We start from the raw sequence: 21,393 nt of genomic DNA, 5'->3' as shown, positions 1-21,393 counted from the left end.
TCGTCATTTGTTGCCCTCGCCCGCGCTCGGCTGGGATTTCAGCCGCACACCGCGGCCGCCTCCGGTCGAGGGCGCGCCCTCGCCGATCAGTTCGATGCCCGCGGCCGCGAGCGCCTCGACCAGCTTCATCAGGGAATCGACGTTGCCGCGAATGACGCCCTCGGAGGCCTCCATGCGCTGGATCGTCGGCAGCGATAGCGAGCAGCGCTGCGCCAGCTCGCGCTGGTCGATCCCGAGCAGGGCCCGAGCGGCCCGGAGCTGCGCGGCGGTAATCACTGAAAGCGCCTCCATGGCAGGTGCCATGATTGATAAAGCAAACATATTATATCTAAAATGATGTATCAAGCATCAATTATGCTGCACTGCACATCAAGAAGAAATTGCCCGCATGCTGCAATCTCGTCGCGCTTCCTTAACGTGAAATTCGCTGCAACTTCAGGAAGCTGCCTGTGGGGGCGGCAGATCGTGGAGACCATTCACCGGCCTCTGCTCTAATGCTTGCCGCGCTGGAAGGGGGCGAACACACATGGAGGATCGCGACAGGCTGGTCGCCGACAACGGCGGGCTCGGCTCGCTCGCCTTGGGCGGGCTGCTCGAGCAAGCGGTCAACAATCTTTGGCTCGGCATCATCCTGTTCAACCGCAGCCGCGAGGTCATCTACTGCAACCAGCGCTACATGGACATGTACGGCCTTGCGCCAGACGAGGTGCGGCCGGGCACACCGGTGAGCAGCCTGATCCAGCATCGGCTCAAGCTGGGGCTGAAGATTCGCGGTGAGGCCGAGGACTATGTTCGCGCGCGGACGGAGCGCGCGGTCGTCAACGAGCGGACCGTGCAGGAATTCGCGGACGGACGGATCATCGCCTATGCCGTTCATCCTCTGCCGGATGGCGGCGGCATGGCCACCCACGAGGACATCACAGAACGCGAGGAGCTCAGTGCGCGACTGCAACAGCGCAACATGCAGTTCGACATCGCGATCAACAACATGTCGCACGGGCTGTGCTTCTTCGATGCCGATCACCGGCTGATCGTGTGCAACAAGGACTTCATCGACATGTACGGTCTGCCGCCCGAGCGGGTCGGTCCCGGCACGCCCCTGACGGACATCGTCGACATGCGCTTTGAGGCCGGCAGCGTGCCCGCGATGTCGCGGGACGAGTACATGAAATGGCGCACCGGCGTCGTCGTTTCGGCCGAGCCCGTCGATAGCATCGTCGAGATGCGAAACGGGCGCACCTTCAAGATCCGCCATCGCCCAATGCCGGATCTCGGCTGGGTGGCGACCCACGAAGACATCACTGAGCAGCGGCGGGCCGAGCTCAGAATCGCGCATATGGCGCATCACGACGCGCTGACCGACCTCGCCAATCGCGCCCTGCTCAACCAGCGGCTCGAGCAGGCGTTCGCGTCGAAACAGACGTTCGCCGTACATCACATCGACCTCGACAAGTTCAAGTCGGTGAACGACACGCTGGGTCATCATGCCGGCGATGCCCTGCTCAAGGGCGTCAGCGAGCGTCTCCGCCGCCTCGTTCGCCCTAGCGACACGATCGCCCGGATGGGCGGCGACGAATTCGTCGTCCTGCAGACCCCGATCGGCGAGGCAAGCGAAGCAGGCACACTTGCGCAGCGCATTATCGGGCAGATGAGCGCGCCGTTCGAGATCGACGCCCAGCAGACGATCGCAGGGGCAAGCATCGGCATCGCCATTGCGCCGGCCGATGGAGCAACACCGGAGCAATTGCTGCGGAATGCAGACCTTGCGCTCTACCGGGCGAAGAGCGACGGCCGGGGTACGTACCGCTATTTCGAGCCGGCCATGGACGAGCAGGTGCAAAGCCGCCGCGCGCTCGAGCGCGATCTGCGCAAGGCGCTCGCCAGCGGAGAATTCGAGCTTCACTATCAGCCGCTGGTGAAGAGCCACAGCGGCGCGATCAGCGGCTTCGAGGCGCTGATCCGCTGGCAGCACCCGCAGCGCGGACTGATCCCTCCGGGCAGCTTCATTCCGCTTGCCGAGGAGATCGGCCTGATCGTGCCGATCGGCGAGTGGGTGATCCGACAGGCCTGCATGACCGCCAGCCGATGGCCAAAGCACCTCCACGTCGCCGTCAACATATCGGCAGTGCAATTCCGCTTCGCCGGTCTCGCCGAGGTGATCGTTGGCGCGCTCGCAGCCGCCGGGCTGGACGCCAGCCGGCTCGAAATCGAGATTACCGAGAGCGTCCTCCTGCAGGACAAGGAGGGGACGCTCGCCACGCTGCACCGGCTACGCGAGCTCGGAATCCGGATCGCGATGGACGATTTCGGCACCGGCTATTCGTCGCTGACCTATCTGCAATGTTTCCCGTTCGACAAGATCAAGATCGACCGCTCCTTCGTACGCGACATCGCCACCGATGCCGGATCGCTCAACATCGTGCGGGCGATTGCTGCGCTCGCAAGCGGGTTGGGGATGACGGCGACCGCGGAAGGCGTCGAAACGCGCGAGCAGCTCGACCGGATCGCGGCGGAAGGATGCACGGAGATGCAGGGTTACCTGTTCAGCCGTCCACTGCCCGCAGCCGAAATCGAGCGCCGCTTCCTGTCCCCGGAAGCGCCTGCCTTGCCCGACCGGTTCGCTGCAGCGTAATCGCCTTCGACTGCGAAGGCATTCGGCAACAGCGTTAGAGTCGAGAAACAGCTCGCCTCAAAACTCGTTGGCGATCTTGGAGAGCATGGCGATCAGGGACTCGCGGTTGGCCCCGCCCAGCAGCTCGTTCAGCCGCGCCTCGTGCTTGGTGGCGACGAGCTTTTTGGCGCGGGACAGCACGGCCTTGCCCTTGTCGGTCAAGACCAGGATGTGCGAGCGGCGGTCGTTGGTGGAGCGGATCCGCGCGCAAAGGTCGCGGCTCTCGAGGTTATCCAACATGGCCACGAAATTCGGGCGCAGGATGCCGAGCGTGGAGGCGATCTCGGTTTGATTGCGGCCGGGATTCTTCTCGACCAGCAGCAGCACGGAGAACTGAGCCGGCGTGAGCTGGAGAGAGGCCATGCAACGCAGGAAATTCTCGAACACCTTGAGCTGGGCGCGCTTGAGCACGTAGCCGAGCTGTTCGGAGAGTTCGCCAAGCTGAATGGCCTCGCTGGCATCATCATTCGCGTCCTTGCGCGCCCTGGCTGCCTCCGCGCCCTTTGCGGTTACTTCCGCCGATTTTTCCGCCGCTTTGGAAACGGTCATCGCCTGTTGCTCGCAATCCCGTTAGATTGAGGCCCGGTGTTCCCCGGCCCTTGAAGTTATATTCGATAATTGTTATTGACCATATCAAATATCGTCAGCGATTTTCAATGGCTGTGAGGGACGATTCACCGCGAAAGCGGGATCGGCCCGGATCTTGAGGGGGAGCGTCCGGTCTTGAATACCACCATCCTGCTGTTCCTGATCCAGGACGGCATCACCAACGGCGCGATCTATGCGCTGCTCGGACTGGCGCTGGTGCTGGTATTCGCCGTCACCCGCGTCATCCTGATCCCGCAAGGCGAATTCGTCACCTATGGTGCGCTGACCTATGCCTCGCTCGCCTCCGGGCAGATGCCGGGCACGGCCAAGCTCGCACTTGCCATGGGCATCGTCGCCTTTGTGTTCGACCTGTTCGCAGCGCGCAAAGCGCTGCACGGACGGCTGATCCTCCGCACCTTCCTCGCCAACATCGTGCTGCCGGGACTCGTGCTGGCGGTGACCCTCTACTTCGCCGGCCAGAAGCCGCCGGTCGCAGTCTCGATGGCGCTGTCGCTCGTGATCGTCGCGCTGATCGGCGTGTCGCTCTATCGCATCGTGTTCCAGCCGCTGGCGCACACCTCCGTGCTCGTGTTGCTGATCGCCTCCGTCGGCGTCCATCTCGCGCTGCAGGGCCTCGGCCTTCTGTTCTTCGGCGCCGAAGGCCAGCGCGGACCGGCGGTGCTGTCGACGGCCTTCACGCTCGGCGCGCTTCGCTTCACCGGCCAGAGCATCACGGTCTACGGCATCACCATCGCCTTCATCGTCGGCCTCTGGCTGTTCTTCGGCTTCACGCGCTACGGCAAGGCGCTGCGCGCGACCGCCGTCAACCGGCTGGGCGCGCGGCTCGCCGGCATCCGCACCTCGCTGTCGGGGCAGATCGCCTTCCTGCTGGCGTCGGTGATCGGCGCGCTGTCGGGCATACTCATCGTCCCGATTACAACTCTCTATTACGACAGCGGCTTCCTGATCGGCCTGAAAGGCTTCGTCGCCGCGATCATCGGCGGCCTCGTCAGCTATCCCCTGACCGCGATCGCGGCGCTCTTTGTCGGCATCGTCGAGGCGTTCTCGTCCTTCTACGCCAGCAATTACAAGGAGGTCATCGTCTTCATGCTCCTGATTCCGGTGCTGCTGCTGCGCTCGCTCGCAGCCCCCGCGGTCGAGGAAGAGAAGGACTGAGCACGATGAACGACCGGCTCCCCATTCTCGTCTTCGCGCTTGTCATGGCGGCGATCCCGCATCTTCCCGGCATGCCGCCGTTCTGGATCGTGCTCCTGGACAATATCGGTCTCACTGCGCTGGTCGCGATGGGCCTCGTGCTGCTGACCGGCGTCGGCGGCCTGACCTCTTTCGGACAGGCGGCCTTCGTCGGCTTCGGTGCCTACACCACCGCTGTGCTGTCGACGGCGTATGGCCTGTCGCCCTGGCTGACCTTGCCGCTCTCGCTGCTGGTCAGCGGCCTGCTCGCGGTGCTGCTCGGGCTGATCACGGTCCGCCTGTCGGGCCACTATTTGCCGCTCGGCACCCTCGCCTGGGGGCTCGGGCTGTTCTATCTCTTCAGCAAGCTCGAATTTCTGGGACGAAACGACGGCATCTCCGCAATCCCCCCGCTGTCGATCGGCACGTTCAAGATGCTCTCGCCCGACTCGATCTATTACGCGATCTGGGTTGCGGTGATCGTCTCGGCGCTCCTCACCATGAACCTGCTGGACTCCCGCACCGGCCGCGCCATCCGCGCGCTCAGGCGCGGACATGTCGCAGCCGAAGCCTTTGGCGTGCAGACGCCGCGTGCAAAGTTGCTGGTGTTCATCCATGCCGCGGTGCTCGCAGGTCTCTCCGGCTGGCTCTATGCGCATCTCCAGCGCGCGGTGAATCCGACGCCGTTCGGCGCACAGGCCGGCATCGAGTATCTCTTCATCGCGGTGGTCGGCGGCGCCGGCTATGTCTGGGGCGGCGTGCTCGGCGCGGCGATCGTCGTTGTCCTGAAGGAAGTGCTGCAGAGCTATCTGCCGCTCATCCTGCCGGGCTCCGGCCAGGTCGAGACCATCGTGTTCGGCATCATGCTGGTGGCGCTCTTGCAGCTTGCGCCAGGCGGCGTCTGGCCGTGGCTGATGTCACTCCTGCCGCAGAAGGCTGGCGGCAGGAAGCCGGACACCTCGCTGACGCTACCGGCGCGCGTCCGCGCAGCCGCCGAGGCAAGCGTGCTGCTCCGAGTCGAAAAAGCGCGAAAACAGTTCGGCGGCGTGATCGCGGTGAACAATGTCTCATTCGACGTCCAGGCCCGCGAGATCGTCGCACTGATCGGTCCGAACGGCGCCGGAAAGAGCACGACGTTCAACCTGATCACAGGCGTGCTGTCGGCCACTTCGGGCTCGATCTCGGTGCTCGGCAAGAAGGTCGACAAGGCGCCGCCGCAGGAGATCGTCAAGCTCGGCATTTCCCGCACCTTCCAGCACGTGAAGCTGGTGCCCGACATGACCGTGCTGGAGAACGTCGCGATCGGCGCACATTTGCGCGGCCAATCCGGCCCGATTGCGTCGATGCTGCGGCTCGACCGCGCCGACGAGGCACGGCTGCTCGCGGAAGCCGCGCGCCAGATCGAGCGCGTCGGCTTGGGCGGGCAGATGCATCAGCTCGCAGGCTCGCTCTCGCTCGGACAGCAGCGCATCGTCGAGATCGCCCGCGCGCTGTGCGTCGATCCGATGCTGCTGCTGCTCGACGAGCCGGCGGCCGGCCTGCGCCACATGGAGAAGCAGCAGCTCGCCAGGCTGCTGCGAGAGCTCCGCGACGGCGGCATGAGCGTGCTCCTGGTCGAGCACGACATGGGCTTCGTGATGAATCTCGCCGACCGCATCGTGGTGCTCGATTTCGGTACCAAGATTGCGGAAGGCACGCCCGCCACGATCAAGACCAATCCCGAAGTGATCAAAGCGTATCTCGGAGTGGCGGCATGAGCGCGCTGTTGTCAATCACCGACGCGCATGTGTCATACGGCAAGGTCGAGGCGGTCCGCTCCGTCTCGCTCGAGGTCGGCGCGAACGAGATCGTCACCATCGTTGGCGCCAACGGCGCCGGCAAGACCACGCTGCTCTCCGCTATCATGGGTATCCTGCCGCTCAAGGGCCGCGTCGCCTTTGCCGGGCAGGACCTCGCACGGCTCGACATCGAGGACCGCGTTGCAATGGGGCTGGGGCTCGTGCCGGAGCACCGCGAATTGTTCGTGACGATGAATGTCGAGGACAATCTGGAGTTAGGAGCCTTCCGCATCGAGAAGAGCAGGGCGAAGAGCTCGATCGAGCGGATCTACGCGCTGTTCCCTCGGCTGAAGGAGCGGCGCAAGCAGCTCGCCGGCACGCTGTCCGGCGGCGAGCAGCAGATGCTCGCAATGGGCCGCGCGCTGATGGGAGAGCCGAAACTCTTGATGCTGGACGAGCCGAGCCTCGGCTTGGCGCCGATCATCGTCGCCGACATTTTCCGCATCGTCACCGAGTTGCGCGCCAGCGGCGTCTCGGTGCTGCTGGTCGAACAGAACGCGCAGGCCGCCCTGAAGATCGCGGATCATGCTTATGTGATGGAGCTCGGCGAATTCGTGCTCTCCGGCAAAGCCAGCGACGTCGCCGCCAACGAGCGCGTCGCGGCGAGCTATCTCGGCTTCCAGCACGAAGGCGCCAGCGCGCTGTAGCTCTCCACGAACTCCACTTCCCTTCTCCCCTTGCGGGAGAAGGTGGCGCGCGTAGCGCGCCGGATGAGGGGTCTGCATCGGCCAATTCCATCGCTAGAGATTCACCCGTGGAGAGACCCCCTCACCCGTCTCGCCACTACGCGGCGAGCCACCCTCTCCCACAAGGGGCGAGGCTGCTCCGTCGGCGTGGCATTGGTTTCAATGCGGTGTCTCAGCGGCTGCCGCCGCCTGCCCCTTCAGCGCCGCCACCTCCGCTTCCAGCTCCGCGATCCTTGCATCGCGCGCAGCGAGTGCTGCCGCCACGTCCGCCGCGTCGAATTTCTGCGGGATGTGCTGCGGGCAGTTGGTGTCCCAGGCGGTGATCGTGAACATGATGACCTGCTCGGGGCGAGCCTTGTAGCTTTTCGGCATGAGCGATTGCGTCAGCGCAGGATCGTCCTCCACCACGCGCGCTTCGCCCCAGATCTTCACCCTGCGGCGATGGGCGTAGTCCATTACGAAGATATACGCTTTTGGATTTTCGGAGAGATTTCCTTGCGTGAGATATTGCCGGTTGCCGGCATAGTCGGCGAAGGCAAGCGTATGTTTGTCCAGCACCTTCAAAAAACCCTTCGGGCCACCACGGTGCTGAATATAGGGCTGGCCGTCGGCTGAGGCCGTGGCGAGATAGAGACTGCTGGCGTCGGCCAGAAACGCAGCGAGGTTTTCGTCGACCTCGGTGCGCCAACCGCGCTGCTCGGCGTGGGCATAGGCCGCGCGCGAGCCTTTTCGTGTCTGAATCGATTTGACGGCCGGGGTGAAGGCGACGTCGCTGGCGTAGCTGTGGAAGGACTGCATCGGAGCATCTCCAGGAAACTGGCTCGTCTTGCGTTTTTCATCTCAAGCATGGCCCCTTTTCGGACTAAAACAATCGACCTGCTTGACACTTCATCATTGCGATATATGCAATAATGGTCATGGACCGGCTCGAGGCCATGCACGCCTTCGTCACCGTCGCCGAATTGCGTGGCTTTGCGCAGGCGGCGCGCAAGCTGCGGCTGTCGCCGTCGGCGGTGACCCGGCTGATCGCTTCGCTGGAGGAGCATCTTGGCGCGCGATTGCTGCAGCGGACCACGCGCTCCGTGACACTCACCGACGTCGGCACGCGGTATCTCGAACGTGCGCGGCGGATCCTCGCGGATGTCGAGGAGGCCGACGGCTCCGCGCGGGAGGAGCGCAATCGGCCGAGCGGACGTCTCGTGGTCTCGGCACCGGTCGGGTTCGGCCGGCTCCATGTCGGGCCGGTCATGACCACCTATCTCAAGCGCTATCCCGAAGTCGCCTGCGAACTCAGGCTGTCGGATCATCTCGTCAACCTCGTGGAAGACGCCGTCGATGCCGCGGTGCGGATCGGCCATCTCGCCGACTCGTCTCTGGTCGCGCGCCAGGTCGGCGAGATGCGGCGCATCGTCGTGGCCTCGCCCGGCTATCTCAAGCGGTACGGCGAACCGAAGACGCCGGAGGCGCTGCTCGAGCATCAGACCATCCAGTTCGGCCCGGCGACCGATCGACGCTTCCTGCTCGACGGCCGCGAGATCGAGGTAACGCCCTCTCCCCGCTTCATCAGCAACAGCGCCGACGCGGCCCTGCAATATGCCGAAGCCGGCGGCGGCGTGACGCGCGTGCTGGCCTATCAGGCCGCCGAGGGCTTGAGGCGCGGGCGCCTGAAAATCGTGCTGGCGAAGTATGAGCTGCCGGCGATGCCGATCCACATCGTCTATCCGACCTCGCGCCTGCTCTCGGCCAAGGTGCGCGCGTTCATCGATCTCGTGGTGGAGACGACGAACTGGCGGTTCGGCTAACTCTCGTGCCCCGGACGCGGCGCAGCACGCAGTGATGCGCTGCAGAGCCGGGGCCCATGCCTCAAGGGTCCCGGCTCTGCGGAGCGGCACTTCGCGCCGCACCGCGTCCGGGACACGAGAGCTCACTCCTTCTTCGGCACGACGCGAAACGTGCCGTTGGCGCGCGCGATCACGGCGCCGTCGGCCTTGATCAGGCATTGCGCGAAGCAGATCGTGCTGCCGGTCTTGATCACCTCGCTCTCGACCGCGCACCACTGGCCTATCTCGGCCGCGCCGACGTAATCGACGGCGAGCGAGATCGTCACGAACGACGTCGTCCAGCCCGTCACCTGCGCGCAGCTATAGCCCATCGCGGCATCGGCAAGAGCTGCGATGAGGCCGCCGTGGATGAGCCCGCGCGCGTTGGTGTGCGGCTTTGCCAGCCGCAATCCGACGATCACGGCCTTCTCTGTGCGTTTTGAATAGAGCGGCTCCCAGGGATCGGTGAGCGGGCTCTTGCGGAAATGCGGCTCGAAGCCGTCGGGAACGGCGGTGGTCGTCATGTGCGTCTCGCGTCGTTGATTGCCGCCATTGAACGCGATGGACGCGACGGATGCATCACCTACAAAGTTTTAAACGACATTTGCGCGGGCGTTTGAAACGGACGCCCGCCCCTGTCATTGCGAGGAGCGCAGCGACAACGCAATCCAGAATCTTTCCACGGAGCGGTCTGGATTGCTTCGCTGCGCGCGCAATGACGATGTGGAAGCAGCCTTCGATGCGTAGGGTGGGCAAAGGCGCATCGCGCCGTGCCCACCATCTCTCCGCGATTGCGACAGAAGAGGTGGGCACGCTTCCGCCTTCGCTCTTCGAGCTACGGCGGACAAGTCGCTTTGCCCACCCTACAAACTGTGCCTAAAACGGCAGCCCCACATAATTCTCCGACAACGACGTCATCGCGGCCTGCGACTGCGTGACGTAGTCGAGCTCGGCGAGCTGGATGCGCGCGCCGATGGTGCCGGTGTCGGGGAACTTGTGCAGCATCGAGGTCATCCACCACGAGAAGCGCACGGCCTTCCAGACCCGCGCCAGCGCTGTCGCGGAATAGGCGTCGATGCCCGCGCTCGATTTCTCGTCGTAATATTCGCGGAGCGCGGTTGCGAGGTAGTGCGCATCTGACGCCGCGAGGTTCAGTCCCTTGGCGCCGGTTGGCGGCACGATGTGTGCGGCATCGCCGCACAGGAACATCCGGCCAAAGCGCATCGGTTCGGCGACGAAGCTGCGCAGGGGCGCAATGCTCTTCTCGATCGAGGGCCCGGTGACGAGGGTGTCGGCCGCCTCCTGGTCGATGCGGCGCTTCAACTCGTCCCAGAAGCGATCATCCGGCCACTGGTCGACGTGATCGTCGAGCGAGCACTGGACATAATGCCGGCTGCGCTTGGTCGAGCGCATGGTGCAGAGCGCAAAGCCCCGGGCGTGGTTGGAATAGATCAACTCATGACTGACCGGCGGCGTATCCGAGAGGATGCCGAGCCAGCCGAACGGATAGATCCGCTCGAACTCCTCGATCGCCGACGGCTTGACGCTGGCGCGGCTGACGCCGTGGAAACCATCGCAGCCGGCGATGAAGTCGCAGAAAATCTCGTGACTGACACCATCCTTGACGTAGGTTACGCGCGGGTGACTGCCGTCGAAATCGTGCGGCTGCACGTCCTTGGCCTCGTAGACCGACGTCAACCCTGTCGCTTTCCGCGCATTCATCAGATCGAGCGTCACCTCGGTCTGGCCATAGATCATGACCGTCTTACCGGTCGCAGCCTTCATGTCGATACGGTGACGACGGCCGGAAAAGGCAAGCTCGATGCCCTCATGCAAGAGGCCTTCGGCATGCGCGCGCCCTCCCGCACCGACTTCGTCGAGCAGCGCGACGGTTCCCTCTTCGAGAAGGCCGGCGCGGATGCGCCCGAGCACGTAGTCGGGGCTCTGCCGCTCGAGAATGACATTGTCGATGCCATAGCTGTGCAGCAATTGGCCAAGCAGCAGTCCCGCCGGCCCAGCACCGATGATTGCGACTTTTGTCCGCAATACTTGCTCCTTCCGATCCTGTAGGGTGCGGCGCGAGCTTGCTTGTCGCCGTCGTCCGCGCGCGATAATTATAACATATAACGTTTGAGCAAAGGGGAGTGCCATTCGCCGCAGCGCGATATCCGGGTGACGGCTTTCCGCGAGACGAAAGCAGCAGCGCTGCCACTTCCGGCTTGAACGCGCGATCCAATTATATAACATGTTAACTAACGAGACCGGGCCGAAGCAGCCTGCGGTCAAGAACAGGGAGAGACGAGCGATGAGGAAAGCCTGTCTGGCGTTGCTGCTGGCAGCAAGCGTGTCGCCTGCCTTCGCGCAGGACAAGAATTTCGACCTGAAGATCTCGCACTGGGTGCCGGCCTCGCATCCGCTCCAGAAATCGCTGGAGGACTGGGCAGCCGCGGTGGAGAAGGACTCCGGCGGCACCATCAAGAGCAAGGTGTTCCCGGCGCAGCAGCTCGGCAAGGCGTTCGATCATTACGACATGGCGCGCGACGGCATCGCCGACGTCACCTACGTCAATCCCGGCTACCAGCCCGGCCGCTTCCCGATCATCGGTGCCGGCGAACTGCCGTTTCTGGTCTCGGACGCCAAGGGCGGCTCGATGGGGCTCGATGCCTGGTACCGCAAATATGCCGAGAAGGAGATGAAGGACGTCAAATTCTGTCTCGCCTTCGTCCACTCGCCCTCCTCCTTCCACTCCCGCACCAAGAAGATCGTGGTGCCGGAGGACGTGAAGGGCCTGAAGATCCGCCCCGCCCACGCCACCATGGCGAATTTCGTCACTTCGCTCGGCGGCACCAATGTGCAGTCGTCCGCGCCCGAAGTGCGCGACATCATCGAGCGCGGCGTCGCCGACGGCGTCACCTTCCCCTGGGGCTCGATGTTGCTGTTCGGCATCGACAAGGTGACGAAGTATCACATGGACGCGCCGCTCTATGTCACGACGTTCGCCTTTGTGATGAACAAGGACAAGTACAACGCGATGTCCGACAAGCAGAAGGCGGCGATCGACAAGAACTGCACGACCGAGATGGCCGGCGTGGTCGGCGAGCACTGGGGCAAGTTCGAGGATGCCGGCATCGACAAGATCAAGGCAGAAGAAGGTCACGAGGTCTACAAGCTCAACCCGGAGCAGACCGCGTCCTGGAAGAAGGCCGCCGAGCCACTGGTCAAGACCTGGGGCGAGGGCGTGAAGAAGACCGGCACTGATCCGAACGCAGCGCTCACCGAGCTGAAGGCCTCGCTGAAGAAATACAACGCGCTGGCGGAGTGACGGCAAGCTATCGCCGCGAACTCGCTGTACCTCTCCCGCTTTGCGGGGGAGGAAGCAGTTCGGTCGCGGCTACAGCAGCGGCACGCCTGACTCTTGAATAGGATTCCTCCCCATGAAGCGCGCCTGGATGGATCGCTTTATCGATACGATCGAATGGATCGCGGCCGGCTTCGTCGGCCTCGTCGCGCTCGACATCTTCGTTTCTGTCCTGCTGCGCAACACGCTGAACTATTCGATCCCCGACAGCTTCGACATCGGCCGCATGCTGCTCGGCATCCTGATCTTCTGGGGCATTGCCGCGACTTCCTATCGCGGCACGCACATCACGGTCGACCTGATCTGGGCCAATTCAAGCCCGCGCTATCAACGCTGGATCGACGTGTTCGCAACCCTAGTGCTGCTGTTCGTCGTCACCGTGCAGACCTGGACGCTGTTCGACAAGGTTCGCGGCACTTACAACGACAATGTGCAGACCTTCGATATGCACATGCCGACCTGGCCGTTCTTCGCGATCGCCTGGATCGGCGATGTCTCGGCGGTGCTGCTGATCGCGATCCGCACCTACCGGCTGATCTTCCATCCCGAAGAAATGCACGATCCCAAGCTGAAGGCGACGGAGTAATCATGAGCACCGACGCCGTTGCCGTAATCGGCTTCGTTTCCCTGTTCGCCCTGATGCTGCTGCGCGTGCCCGTCGGCATGGCCATGGGCCTCGTCGGCGTGTCCGGCTTCTCCTACCTCGTCGGCGCCACGCCGGCGCTCAAGCTCGTCGGCCAGACCTCGATGCGCACGGTCACCGACTACACTTTTGGCGTCATCCCGATGTTCTTGCTGATGGGCTCCTTCGTCAGCAATTCCGGCATGAGCCGCGAACTGTTCCGCGCCGCCAACGGCTTTGTCGGCCATTTGCGCGGCGGGCTCGGCATCGCAACCGTCGGCGCCTGCGGCGGCTTTGCCGCGATCTGCGGCTCCTCCGTCGCAACCGCGGCGACCTTCTCCGCCGTCGCATATCCGGAGATGCGCCGTTTCGGCTATCCGCAATCCTTTGCCACCGGCGTGATCGCGGCGGGCGGCACGTTGGGTGCGATGCTGCCACCCTCCACCGTGCTCGCGGTCTACGGCATCATCACCGAGCAGGACATCGGAAAACTCTTCATCGCCGGCATCATCCCGGGCCTGCTCGCGATGAGCATGTACATGATCACCATCGGCCTGATCGGATACGTCCGTCCGGACTTTTTGCCCAAGGGCAAGAAGCTGCCGTGGAACGAGCGCTTCGCGGGCCTCAAGGACATCTGGGCCCCGGTCCTGTTGTTCGTGTTCGTGATCGGCGGCCTCTACGGCCTGCCATTCCTGCCCCGCTTCACGCCGACCGAAGCCGGCGGCGTCGGCGCCACCGGCGCCTTCATCATCGGCGTGCTCACGGGGCGGCTCGATCGCGAGAAGATTCTGGCCTCGCTCCTGCAGGCAACGCGCACCGCGGCCGCGGTGTTCACCGTGCTGATCGGCGCGCTGATCTTCGGCTACTTCCTGACGGTGACGCAGACCCCGCAGAAGGTGACGGAATTCCTCACCGGTCTCGGCCTCGGCTCTTACGGCGTGCTGGCGCTGATCATGGTGATGTATCTCGTGCTCGGCTGCCTGATGGACGCCATGGCAATGATTATCCTGACGGTGCCGATCATCTTCCCCGTGATCACGCATCTCGGTTTCGATCCGATCTGGTTCGGCGTCATCATCGTCATGACCGTCGAGCTCGGCCTGATCCATCCGCCGGTCGGCATGAATGTCTTCGTCATCAAGAGCGTGGTGAAGGACGTGTCCTTCTCCACCATCTTCAAGGGCGTGATCCCGTTCGTGGCCACCGACCTGGTTCGGCTGGTAATCCTGATCGCCTTCCCGCTGCTGGCGACCTGGCTGCCGACGCGAATGATGGCACATTAGGGGTGGCGTGATGACCACGCCCAAGCTCGAGACGAAATACGTCTTCACCATCACCGCCCGTATCGGTGACGTCGTCACCGCGGGCGAGACCGGCACGGGTGTCCGCCGCATCATCCCGATCATCGGCGGCGAGGTACGGGGCGCGATCAACGGCAGGGTCTTGCCGTTCGGCGCCGACTTCCAGATCATCCGTCCGAGCGAGCTGATCGACCTCGAGGCCAAATACGCCTTCGAAACCGACGACGGCGCCACCGTCTATGTCGAGAACAAGGGCATTCGCTTCGGCCCGGTGGACCTGCTGCAGAAGCTCAAGCGCGGCGAGCCCGTCGACCCCGAACTGATCTACTTCCGCACCGTACCGAAGTTCGAGACCGGGCACGACAATTACCGCTGGCTGATGCAGCACATCTTCGTGGCTTCAGCCGCGCGGCACGCAGACCGCGTGGTGATCGACGTGCATCAGGTGATGTGAGGTTTTTTCGCGAGCGCTGCAACTGGATCCCAATTCGGCCCCCTCGTCATTGTGAGGAGCGAAGCCACGAAGCAATCCTGAATTCCTCCGCGGAAAGACCCTGGATTGCTTTGCTGCGCTCGCAATGACGACGATATTGCAACGGCAGCGCCTCACACTCCGCTGGTCGTCCCGGGGCCGACAAAGTCGCGAGCCCGGGACCCATAACCCCAGGATAGAGTTGTTGGGGGAAACTCGGGCCGCGAGCCTTCGCCAAACGTCTCCCTGGGGTTATCTCGACGAGCGCAAGCGCTCGCGCGGGGGTCCCGGCCTTCGCCCGGGACGACGGCGAGAATGGGGCGCCTCGTTACCGCCCCTGACCTCCGGTCCGCCCACGGCCGCCCTTCCATATTGACTCCCTCGAAATTCGTTATACAACATAACTATTCTGAAAAGGACGCAAATGACACAGGGAAACGCCGATACCGCAGCCGCGGGACCTGATGCGCTGCTCAAGATCGAGCGGGCGGACAAGGTCTTGACCGTGGGTCTGAACCGGCCTGCCAAGCGCAATGCGCTCAATGACGGCATCATTCACGAGATCAGCAACTGCTTTGCGACGCTGCCGGATGACATCGGCGCGGTTGTCATCCATGGCATTGGCGACCATTTCTCCTCCGGCCTCGATCTGTCCGAGCTGACCGACCACGACGCCACCGGCGGCCTCCTGCACTCCCAGATGTGGCACCGGGTGTTCGACCGCATCCAGTACAGCCGGGTGCCCGTGATCGCGGCGCTGAAGGGCGCCGTGATCGGCGGCGGGCTGGAACTGGCCTGCGCCGCGCATATCCGCGTTGCCGAGCCCTCGACCTATTACGCACTGCCGGAGGGCCAGCGCGGCATCTTCGTCGGCGGCGGCGGCTCGGTGCGGCTGCCGCGGCTGATTGGCGTCGCGCGAATGATGGACATGATGCTGACCGGCCGCGTCTATTCGGCGACCGAAGGCGCCTCCTACGGCTTTGCGCAATACCTGACCGAGGAGGGCGGCTCACTGACGAAGTCGCTCGAACTCGCCGCGCGCATCGCCTCCAATGCGCCGCTGACGAATTTCGCCGTGCTCCAGGCGCTCCCGATGATCGCCGAGGCCAATCCGCAGACCGGCCTCTTGATGGAATCGCTGATGGCGACGGTTGCCCAGAGCGACAAGGAAGCCAAGCGCCGGATCCGCGAGTTCCTCGAGCACAAGACCGCCAAGGTGAAGCCCAAGTCATGAGCGCACAGCCGTCCTCTTCCACCACGGAGCGCGGCGCGAGCACCTCCCCGCTGCGGCCGATCTCGTTCGGCGATCCCGTCGTCAACATCGAGCGGCGCGATGACGGCACGATCTACCTGCGGCCAAGACAGCCGCTCGGCGACTATCCGGTGCGTATCACCGACCGCCTGCATCATTGGGCGAAGACGACACCGGACCGCGTCTTCATGGCCGAGCGCGAAGGCGGCCGGGGCTGGCGCAAGATCACCTATGCCGAGCTCCTCACCGCGAGCCGGCACATCGCCTCCGGCCTGATCCAGCGTGGCTTGTCGGCGGAGAAGCCGGTCGTCATCCTCTCCGGCAATTCGATCGACCATGCGCTGCTCGCCTTCGGCGCGTACTACGCCGGCGTGCCCTTCTGCCCGGTATCGCCGGCCTATTCGCTGGTCTCGAAGGACTACGGCAAGCTCTCTTATCTCATGAAGCTGTTGACGCCGGGCCTCGTATTTGCCGAGGACGCCGACAAGTTCGCGGACGCGCTTGCTACCAACGTCTCGCTCGGCACCGAGATCGCTGCGTCCTACGGCACGGTGCCGGGGCGCGACGTCACCCTGCTCGCCGACCTCATGGCGACGCCGATCCATCCCGCGCTCGACGAGCTGCATGGGAGAATCGGCCCGGACACGATCGCAAAATTCCTGCTGACGTCGGGCTCGACCGGCAATCCCAAGGCCGTCATCAACACCCAGCGCATGATCTGCGCCAACCAGGTGATGCTGCGCGAGACGCTGGCGTTCCTGAAGGACGAACCGCCGGTCATCATCGACTGGCTACCCTGGAATCACACCTTTGGCGGCAACCACAATATCGGCCTGACGCTCTATAACGGCGGCTCGATGTATCTCGATGCCGGCAAGCCGGTGCCCGGCGGCATCGAGGAGACCGTGCGCAATCTCCAGGAGATTTCGCCGACGGTCTATTTCAACGTCCCCAAAGGTTACGAATCGCTGCTGCCCTATCTGCGCGACGACCAGGGCCTGCGCGCAAAGTTCTTCGACCGCCTGCATGCGATGTTCTTCTCGGGCGCGGCGCTCTCGCCCTTCGTCTGGGACAGCCTCGACGAGCTCGCGGTGAAGGAGAAGGGCTATCGCATCCCGATGCTGACGGGCCTGGGAGCTACCGAGACCGCGCCGTTCTTCATGTCGGTCAATCCACGCACCAGCCGCTCCGGCCATGTCGGCCTGCCCGTCTCCGGCAATGATGCCAAGCTCGTGCCCAATAACGGCAAGCTGGAAGTCCGCTGCAAGGGCCCGAACGTCATGCCTGGCTACTGGCGCCAGCCCGAAGTCACGGCAAAATCCTTCGACGAGGAAGGCTTTTACAAGCTCGGCGATGCGCTGAAGCCCGCCAACCCTAATGATCTCAATGCCGGCTTCGACTTCGACGGCCGCGTCAGCGAGGACTTCAAGCTCGCGAGCGGCACCTGGGTCAGCGTCGGCCCGTTGCGCGCGCGCCTCACAGCGGCCTGCGCGCCGCTGGTGCGCGACGTCATCATCGCCGGCATCAACCGCGACGAGATTTCCGCGCTCGTGGTGCTCGATCTCGATGGCTGCCGCCTGATCAACCCGACACTACCAGCCGACGATCTCGTCGTCACCGCACGCGACCGCCTGGTCCGCGAGGCGTTCCGCGAGCGCCTCACCCAGTTCCTCGGCTCGGCCACCGGTTCCTCGACCAGGATCACCCGCGCGATCCTTCTGGACATGCCGCTCTCGATCGACAAGGGCGAGGTTACCGACAAAGGCTCGATCAACCAGCGCGCCGTGCTCGAGCATCGCACCGCACTGATTGACGAGCTCTATGCTGCAAATCCATCGGACCGTGTGATATCGGTCGCCTAGAAACAATCCGCCAAAGGAGAACGCCATGTTGTTGAAGGATCAGGCAGCCATCGTCACCGGCGGTGCATCGGGACTGGGTGCGGCGACCGCACGCAAGCTGGCGGCGCAGGGCGCCAAGGTCGCGGTCTGCGACCTCAACACCAAGCTCGCCGAAACCGTCGCGGCAGAGATCAAGGGCGTGGCCGTGACGTGCGACGTTTCCGACGCCGCCTCGGCCGAAGCCGCGATCGCGGCAGCCACCAAGGCCCACGGCCCGGCCCGCGTGCTCGTCAACTGCGCCGGCATCGGCGTTGCCAAACGCGTGGTCGGCCGCGATGGTCCGATGGCGCTTGCCGATTTCGACAAGGTGATCAAGGTCAACCTGATCGGCACCTTCAACATGCTGCGTCTTGCCGCCACCGAGATGTCCAAGCTCGAGCCGCAGGCGAGCGGCGAGCGCGGCGTCATCATCAACACCGCTTCCGTCGCGGCCTATGACGGCCAGATTGGCCAGTCCGCCTATTCGGCGTCCAAGGGCGGTATCGTCGGCATGACGCTGCCGATCGCACGCGAACTCGCACAGTTCGGCGTCCGCGTGCTGACCATCGCACCCGGCCTGTTCCTCACCCCGCTGCTCGCCAACCTGCCGCAGGAGGCCCAGGACTCGCTCGCCGCCGCGATCCCGTTCCCGCGCCGGCTCGGCAACGCCGACGAGTTCGCGTCGCTCGCGCTGCACATGGTCGAGAATGCGTATCTCAACGGCGAGGTGGTTCGGCTCGACGGCTCGCTGCGCATGGCGCCCAAGTAGAGCCGTCACACATGTTCGTTCATCGGCGCGACGTCCAGATCCAGTGGGGCGACTGCGACCCCGCCAACATCGTCTATTACCCGCGCTACTTCTCGATGTTCGACGATTCGACCTCGGTCCTGTTCGAGAAGGCCGGCTTCTCGAAACAGGACCTGGTCCACAAATACGGACTGGTCGGCATTCCGATGGTCGACACGCGGGCGAAGTTCTACATCCCGTCGACCCATGGCGACTGGATCACCATCGAGACGAAGATCGAGAGCATCAAGCGCTCGAGCTTCGAGGTGAAGCACAACGTGTACAAGGGCGACGCCCTGGCGATCGAGGCCTTCGAGACCCGCGTCCTCGTCGGCCGCGACCCAGCCAATCCCGACAAGCTGAAATCCGCACCGTTTCCGCCGGAAATGGTGGCCAAATTCGTGGGTTAGATTTCTGGAGCTAAATCGCCGCACCGCCCAAAGACGGGGCTGAATTCGATCACAAAGTCTGCTTTCAAAGGCACACCTTAAGGGAGGAATAGATGAAACGCTTTTACCTGAGCGCCGCTATTGCGGCGGCGACACTGGCCCTGCCAGCACTGCCCGCGATGGCCCAGACCAACGAAATCACCATCGGCATCACCACCACCACGACCGGCCCGGGCGCGGCGCTCGGCATTCCCGAGCGTAACGCACTGGAGTTCGTGCCGAAGGAAATCGCCGGCGTGCCGCTGAAGGTGATCGTGCTCGATGACGGCGGCGATCCGACCACCGCGACCACCAACGCGCGCCGCTTCGTCACGGAATCCAAGGCTGACATCATCATGGGCTCGGCGCTCACGCCGCCGACGATCGCTGTCTCCAACGTCGCGAACGAAGCCGGCATTCCGCATTTCGGCCTCGCCCCCTTCCCGATCACCCCCGAGCGCATGAAGTGGTCGGTCGCGATGCCGCAGCCGATCCCGATCGTGGGCAAGGTGCTGTACGACCACATGAAGGCCAAGGGCGTGAAGACGGTCGGCTATATCGGCTATTCAGACTCCTATGGCGACCTCTGGTTCAACGACCTGAAGGCGCAGACCGGGCCGATGGGCATGACCATCGCGGACGAGGAGCGATTCGCGCGTCCCGATACGTCTGTGACCGGACAGGTGCTGAAGCTCGTCGCCGCCAATCCCGACGCGATCCTGGTCGGCGCGTCCGGCACCGCGGCGGCACTGCCGCAGACCGAGCTGCGTGAGCGCGGCTATCAGGGCCTGATCTACCAGACCCATGGTGCGGCGAGCATGGACTTCATCCGCATCGCCGGCAAGGCGGCGGAAGGCGTGCTGATGGCTTCAGGACCCGTCATGGATCCGGAAGACCAGCCGGACGAAGCGCAGACCAAGAAGCCGGGCCTTGCACTCAACACCGCCTATGAAGCGAAGTATGGCCCGAACAGCCGCAGCCAGTTCGCCGGCCACTCCTACGATGCGTTCGAGCTCCTGAAGCGCATCATTCCGACGGCGCTGAAAACCGCCAAGCCCGGCACGCCGGAATTCCGCGAGGCGATCCGCCAGGCCATGCTGTCGGAGAAGGAATTGGCCGCAAGCCAGGGCGTCTACAACTTCACCGAAAAGGATCGCTACGGCCTCGACGAGCGCTCGCGCATCCTGCTCACGGTGACGAACGGCAAGTACAAGCTGGTGAAGTGAGAGCAGCGATCATTCGAACGCGACCAGAGCCGGCCCCTAAGGGTCGGCTCTTTTCTTTTCTCACGTTGCCGTAGAGATCGACTGCAAACGCGACGCCGGTGCGCTCCCTCTCCCGCGTCTGCGGAAGCACTTTGACCTACATGCGCTACGCCGCCTCCCGCAGCTTCGTCCATGCGAAATCCGGATAGTACTGATCCATCATGCGGTCGACATAGGCGGTGAGGTTCGGAAACTCTTCCGCCCGCTCGCGCAGCTTGGATTCGAAGAACGGCGTCAGGATTCCGCCGAGCGCGCCGAAGGCCGTGGCGTCGACGCCTGAAGGCCTGTTGCCCATCAGATAGGCCTTGTCGCCGAGCTGCACGGACAGCGCGAACAGCGAGCGCACGGCGAGATCGACGTCGTCATCGGGTGCATGCCGACCGAGACCCGACAGCAGGTAGTTCTCGGCGACGCGGAATTGCGCGTCCTCGCGCAGCTTCTCGCGGTTGTGCTCCGGCGCGCCGTCGAAGAAATGCGCCGGGCCCTTGGCGAAATTGACCGGGTCCACCCAGCGCGCGCCGACCAGCCCCCAATAGACGTGATGCTCGATCATGCGCTCGAAGGCCCAGGCCTGCGCGCGTTCCTGCAACGACAGGCCGGCGTCGAAGTCGAAACCATAGCGGCGCTCGATATGCGCCCGAATGAAGGTGGAATCGGCGACCGCTTCGCCGTCATCGTCAATGAACGGCAGCTGCCCCTTGGGCGAAGCGGGCGGCATCGCCCGCTCCTTCCGATAGGGCAGTCCTGCCATTTTCAACTGCACCTCCGTCTTGGTGACGAAGGGGCTGATTTCCGGCAGGCCGAAGCCGACGCCAAAGCCGTAAAGCGTGATCATGCAAATTGCTCCTGATCCCCCGAAAGAGTTGTTGGAACCTAACGACTGGCTGCTGCCACCATGGTGGCAGCAGCCGTGATATGCTGCGCGAAACGGGCCCCCTGCCAGGCGCGGCCCATGACGTGGCGAACCACGGCTTCCGCAGCCCCGAATAGCGAGCGCGCGATCAGAGCGACGATCGCGAGACGAAGGTCGACGAACATGAGATCGAACGCGCCGAGACGGCCAAGAGTGAAGGTTTGCAGCAAGGCCTGCACCCGCCACAGCGGGCTCGCCTGGCTGAAGGTGGTGGGGAGCATCATGGACAAATCCTCTTCATTCGAAGTGTTGTCCCGGTATAGAACTCCCCTGCTGCCAACATCCTGTCAGCATCCGCGCGTCGGATTTTAAACG

The 21,393-nt window shown here is 63.9% G+C and carries 21 protein-coding genes; 14 read left to right on the top strand and 7 right to left on the bottom strand.

Translation table 11 applies throughout. The features are described 5' to 3' along the window. Positions 1-3 precede the first annotated feature (3 nt). A complete protein-coding gene (locus tag Q3C01_RS12725) occupies positions 4-276 on the bottom strand; it encodes a helix-turn-helix domain-containing protein (protein WP_458145744.1) in 273 nt (90 codons plus the stop codon). 250 nt (positions 277-526) lie between these two features. On the opposite strand from Q3C01_RS12725, the gene Q3C01_RS12720 reads away from it, so the two are divergent. Then, positions 527-2,632, top strand: a complete 2,106-nt coding sequence (locus tag Q3C01_RS12720) for a putative bifunctional diguanylate cyclase/phosphodiesterase (protein WP_458145668.1) — start codon at positions 527-529, stop codon at positions 2,630-2,632. Positions 2,633-2,689: 57 nt separating this feature from the next. Here Q3C01_RS12720 and Q3C01_RS12715 read toward each other — a convergent pair whose 3' ends face one another. Next, positions 2,690-3,220, bottom strand: a complete 531-nt coding sequence (locus tag Q3C01_RS12715; RefSeq protein WP_458145667.1) for a MarR family winged helix-turn-helix transcriptional regulator — start codon at positions 3,218-3,220, stop codon at positions 2,690-2,692. A gap of 174 nt (positions 3,221-3,394) precedes the next feature. On the opposite strand from Q3C01_RS12715, the gene Q3C01_RS12710 reads away from it, so the two are divergent. Genes Q3C01_RS12710 through Q3C01_RS12700 form a run of 3 tightly spaced genes read left to right on the top strand, consistent with a single transcriptional unit; the run spans position 3,395 to position 6,938 of the window. Then, positions 3,395-4,435, top strand: coding sequence for a branched-chain amino acid ABC transporter permease (locus Q3C01_RS12710; RefSeq protein WP_458145666.1), 1,041 nt, complete (start codon positions 3,395-3,397; stop codon positions 4,433-4,435). A 5-nt stretch (positions 4,436-4,440) separates the two neighbouring features. Next, complete coding sequence (locus Q3C01_RS12705) at positions 4,441-6,210, top strand: branched-chain amino acid ABC transporter ATP-binding protein/permease (protein WP_458145665.1); 1,770 nt, start codon at positions 4,441-4,443, stop codon at positions 6,208-6,210. Further along, entirely contained in the window at positions 6,207-6,938 is a 732-nt protein-coding gene (locus tag Q3C01_RS12700; protein WP_458145664.1) for an ABC transporter ATP-binding protein, read from the top strand. Before Q3C01_RS12705 ends, Q3C01_RS12700 begins: the two co-directional genes overlap by 4 nt. Before the next feature lie 198 nt (positions 6,939-7,136). Here Q3C01_RS12700 and Q3C01_RS12695 read toward each other — a convergent pair whose 3' ends face one another. Then, positions 7,137-7,775: a pyridoxamine 5'-phosphate oxidase family protein gene (locus Q3C01_RS12695; RefSeq protein WP_458145663.1), complete on the bottom strand. Its 639-nt coding sequence runs from the start codon at positions 7,773-7,775 to the stop codon at positions 7,137-7,139. Positions 7,776-7,894: 119 nt separating this feature from the next. Between Q3C01_RS12695 and Q3C01_RS12690 the strand changes: the two genes are divergently transcribed. Next, on the top strand, positions 7,895-8,779 hold the full coding sequence (locus Q3C01_RS12690; RefSeq protein WP_458145662.1) for a LysR family transcriptional regulator: 885 nt from the start codon (positions 7,895-7,897) through the stop codon (positions 8,777-8,779). A gap of 122 nt (positions 8,780-8,901) precedes the next feature. Here Q3C01_RS12690 and Q3C01_RS12685 read toward each other — a convergent pair whose 3' ends face one another. Further along, positions 8,902-9,321 (bottom strand): PaaI family thioesterase, encoded by a 420-nt coding sequence (locus Q3C01_RS12685; RefSeq protein WP_458145661.1) that lies wholly within the window; start codon positions 9,319-9,321, stop codon positions 8,902-8,904. 352 nt (positions 9,322-9,673) lie between these two features. Beyond that, entirely contained in the window at positions 9,674-10,843 is a 1,170-nt protein-coding gene (gene pobA, locus Q3C01_RS12680; RefSeq protein WP_458145660.1) for a 4-hydroxybenzoate 3-monooxygenase, read from the bottom strand. Between the two features lie 259 nt (positions 10,844-11,102). Between pobA and Q3C01_RS12675 the strand changes: the two genes are divergently transcribed. The 9 genes from Q3C01_RS12675 (at position 11,103) to Q3C01_RS12635 (ending at position 20,126) form a co-directional block, all read left to right on the top strand. After that, complete coding sequence (locus Q3C01_RS12675) at positions 11,103-12,119, top strand: TRAP transporter substrate-binding protein (RefSeq protein ID WP_458145659.1); 1,017 nt, start codon at positions 11,103-11,105, stop codon at positions 12,117-12,119. 112 nt (positions 12,120-12,231) lie between these two features. Then, a complete protein-coding gene (locus Q3C01_RS12670) occupies positions 12,232-12,741 on the top strand; it encodes a TRAP transporter small permease (protein WP_027521323.1) in 510 nt (169 codons plus the stop codon). A 2-nt stretch (positions 12,742-12,743) separates the two neighbouring features. Beyond that, a complete protein-coding gene (locus tag Q3C01_RS12665) occupies positions 12,744-14,063 on the top strand; it encodes a TRAP transporter large permease (protein WP_458145658.1) in 1,320 nt (439 codons plus the stop codon). A gap of 10 nt (positions 14,064-14,073) precedes the next feature. Continuing rightward, entirely contained in the window at positions 14,074-14,535 is a 462-nt protein-coding gene (locus Q3C01_RS12660) for a DUF3237 domain-containing protein (protein ID WP_458145657.1), read from the top strand. 442 nt (positions 14,536-14,977) lie between these two features. Next, the gene (locus Q3C01_RS12655) at positions 14,978-15,787 is read left to right on the top strand and encodes a crotonase/enoyl-CoA hydratase family protein (RefSeq protein ID WP_458145656.1); all 810 of its coding nucleotides are present in this window, start codon (positions 14,978-14,980) and stop codon (positions 15,785-15,787) included. Then, positions 15,784-17,667: a feruloyl-CoA synthase gene (locus Q3C01_RS12650; protein ID WP_458145655.1), complete on the top strand. Its 1,884-nt coding sequence runs from the start codon at positions 15,784-15,786 to the stop codon at positions 17,665-17,667. Before Q3C01_RS12655 ends, Q3C01_RS12650 begins: the two co-directional genes overlap by 4 nt. Before the next feature lie 25 nt (positions 17,668-17,692). Further along, on the top strand, positions 17,693-18,454 hold the full coding sequence (locus tag Q3C01_RS12645) for an SDR family NAD(P)-dependent oxidoreductase (protein ID WP_458145654.1): 762 nt from the start codon (positions 17,693-17,695) through the stop codon (positions 18,452-18,454). An 11-nt stretch (positions 18,455-18,465) separates the two neighbouring features. After that, a complete protein-coding gene (locus Q3C01_RS12640; RefSeq protein ID WP_458145653.1) occupies positions 18,466-18,882 on the top strand; it encodes an acyl-CoA thioesterase in 417 nt (138 codons plus the stop codon). A 92-nt stretch (positions 18,883-18,974) separates the two neighbouring features. Then, entirely contained in the window at positions 18,975-20,126 is a 1,152-nt protein-coding gene (locus Q3C01_RS12635; RefSeq protein ID WP_458145652.1) for an ABC transporter substrate-binding protein, read from the top strand. A 145-nt stretch (positions 20,127-20,271) separates the two neighbouring features. On the opposite strand, the gene Q3C01_RS12630 is transcribed toward Q3C01_RS12635, so the two are convergent. Both Q3C01_RS12630 and Q3C01_RS12625 read right to left on the bottom strand, forming a co-directional pair. Continuing rightward, positions 20,272-21,000 (bottom strand): glutathione S-transferase family protein, encoded by a 729-nt coding sequence (locus tag Q3C01_RS12630; RefSeq protein WP_458145651.1) that lies wholly within the window; start codon positions 20,998-21,000, stop codon positions 20,272-20,274. Between the two features lie 38 nt (positions 21,001-21,038). After that, positions 21,039-21,302 carry a hypothetical protein gene (locus Q3C01_RS12625; protein ID WP_458145650.1) on the bottom strand — a complete coding sequence of 88 codons (264 nt, stop codon included), beginning with the start codon at positions 21,300-21,302 and terminating at the stop codon, positions 21,039-21,041. Positions 21,303-21,393 lie beyond the last annotated feature (91 nt).

It is taken from the genome of Bradyrhizobium sp. UFLA05-109, assembly GCF_054185165.1.
Note: the sequence above shows the minus strand (reverse complement) of the source record. Positions and strands in the feature narration are given on the sequence as shown.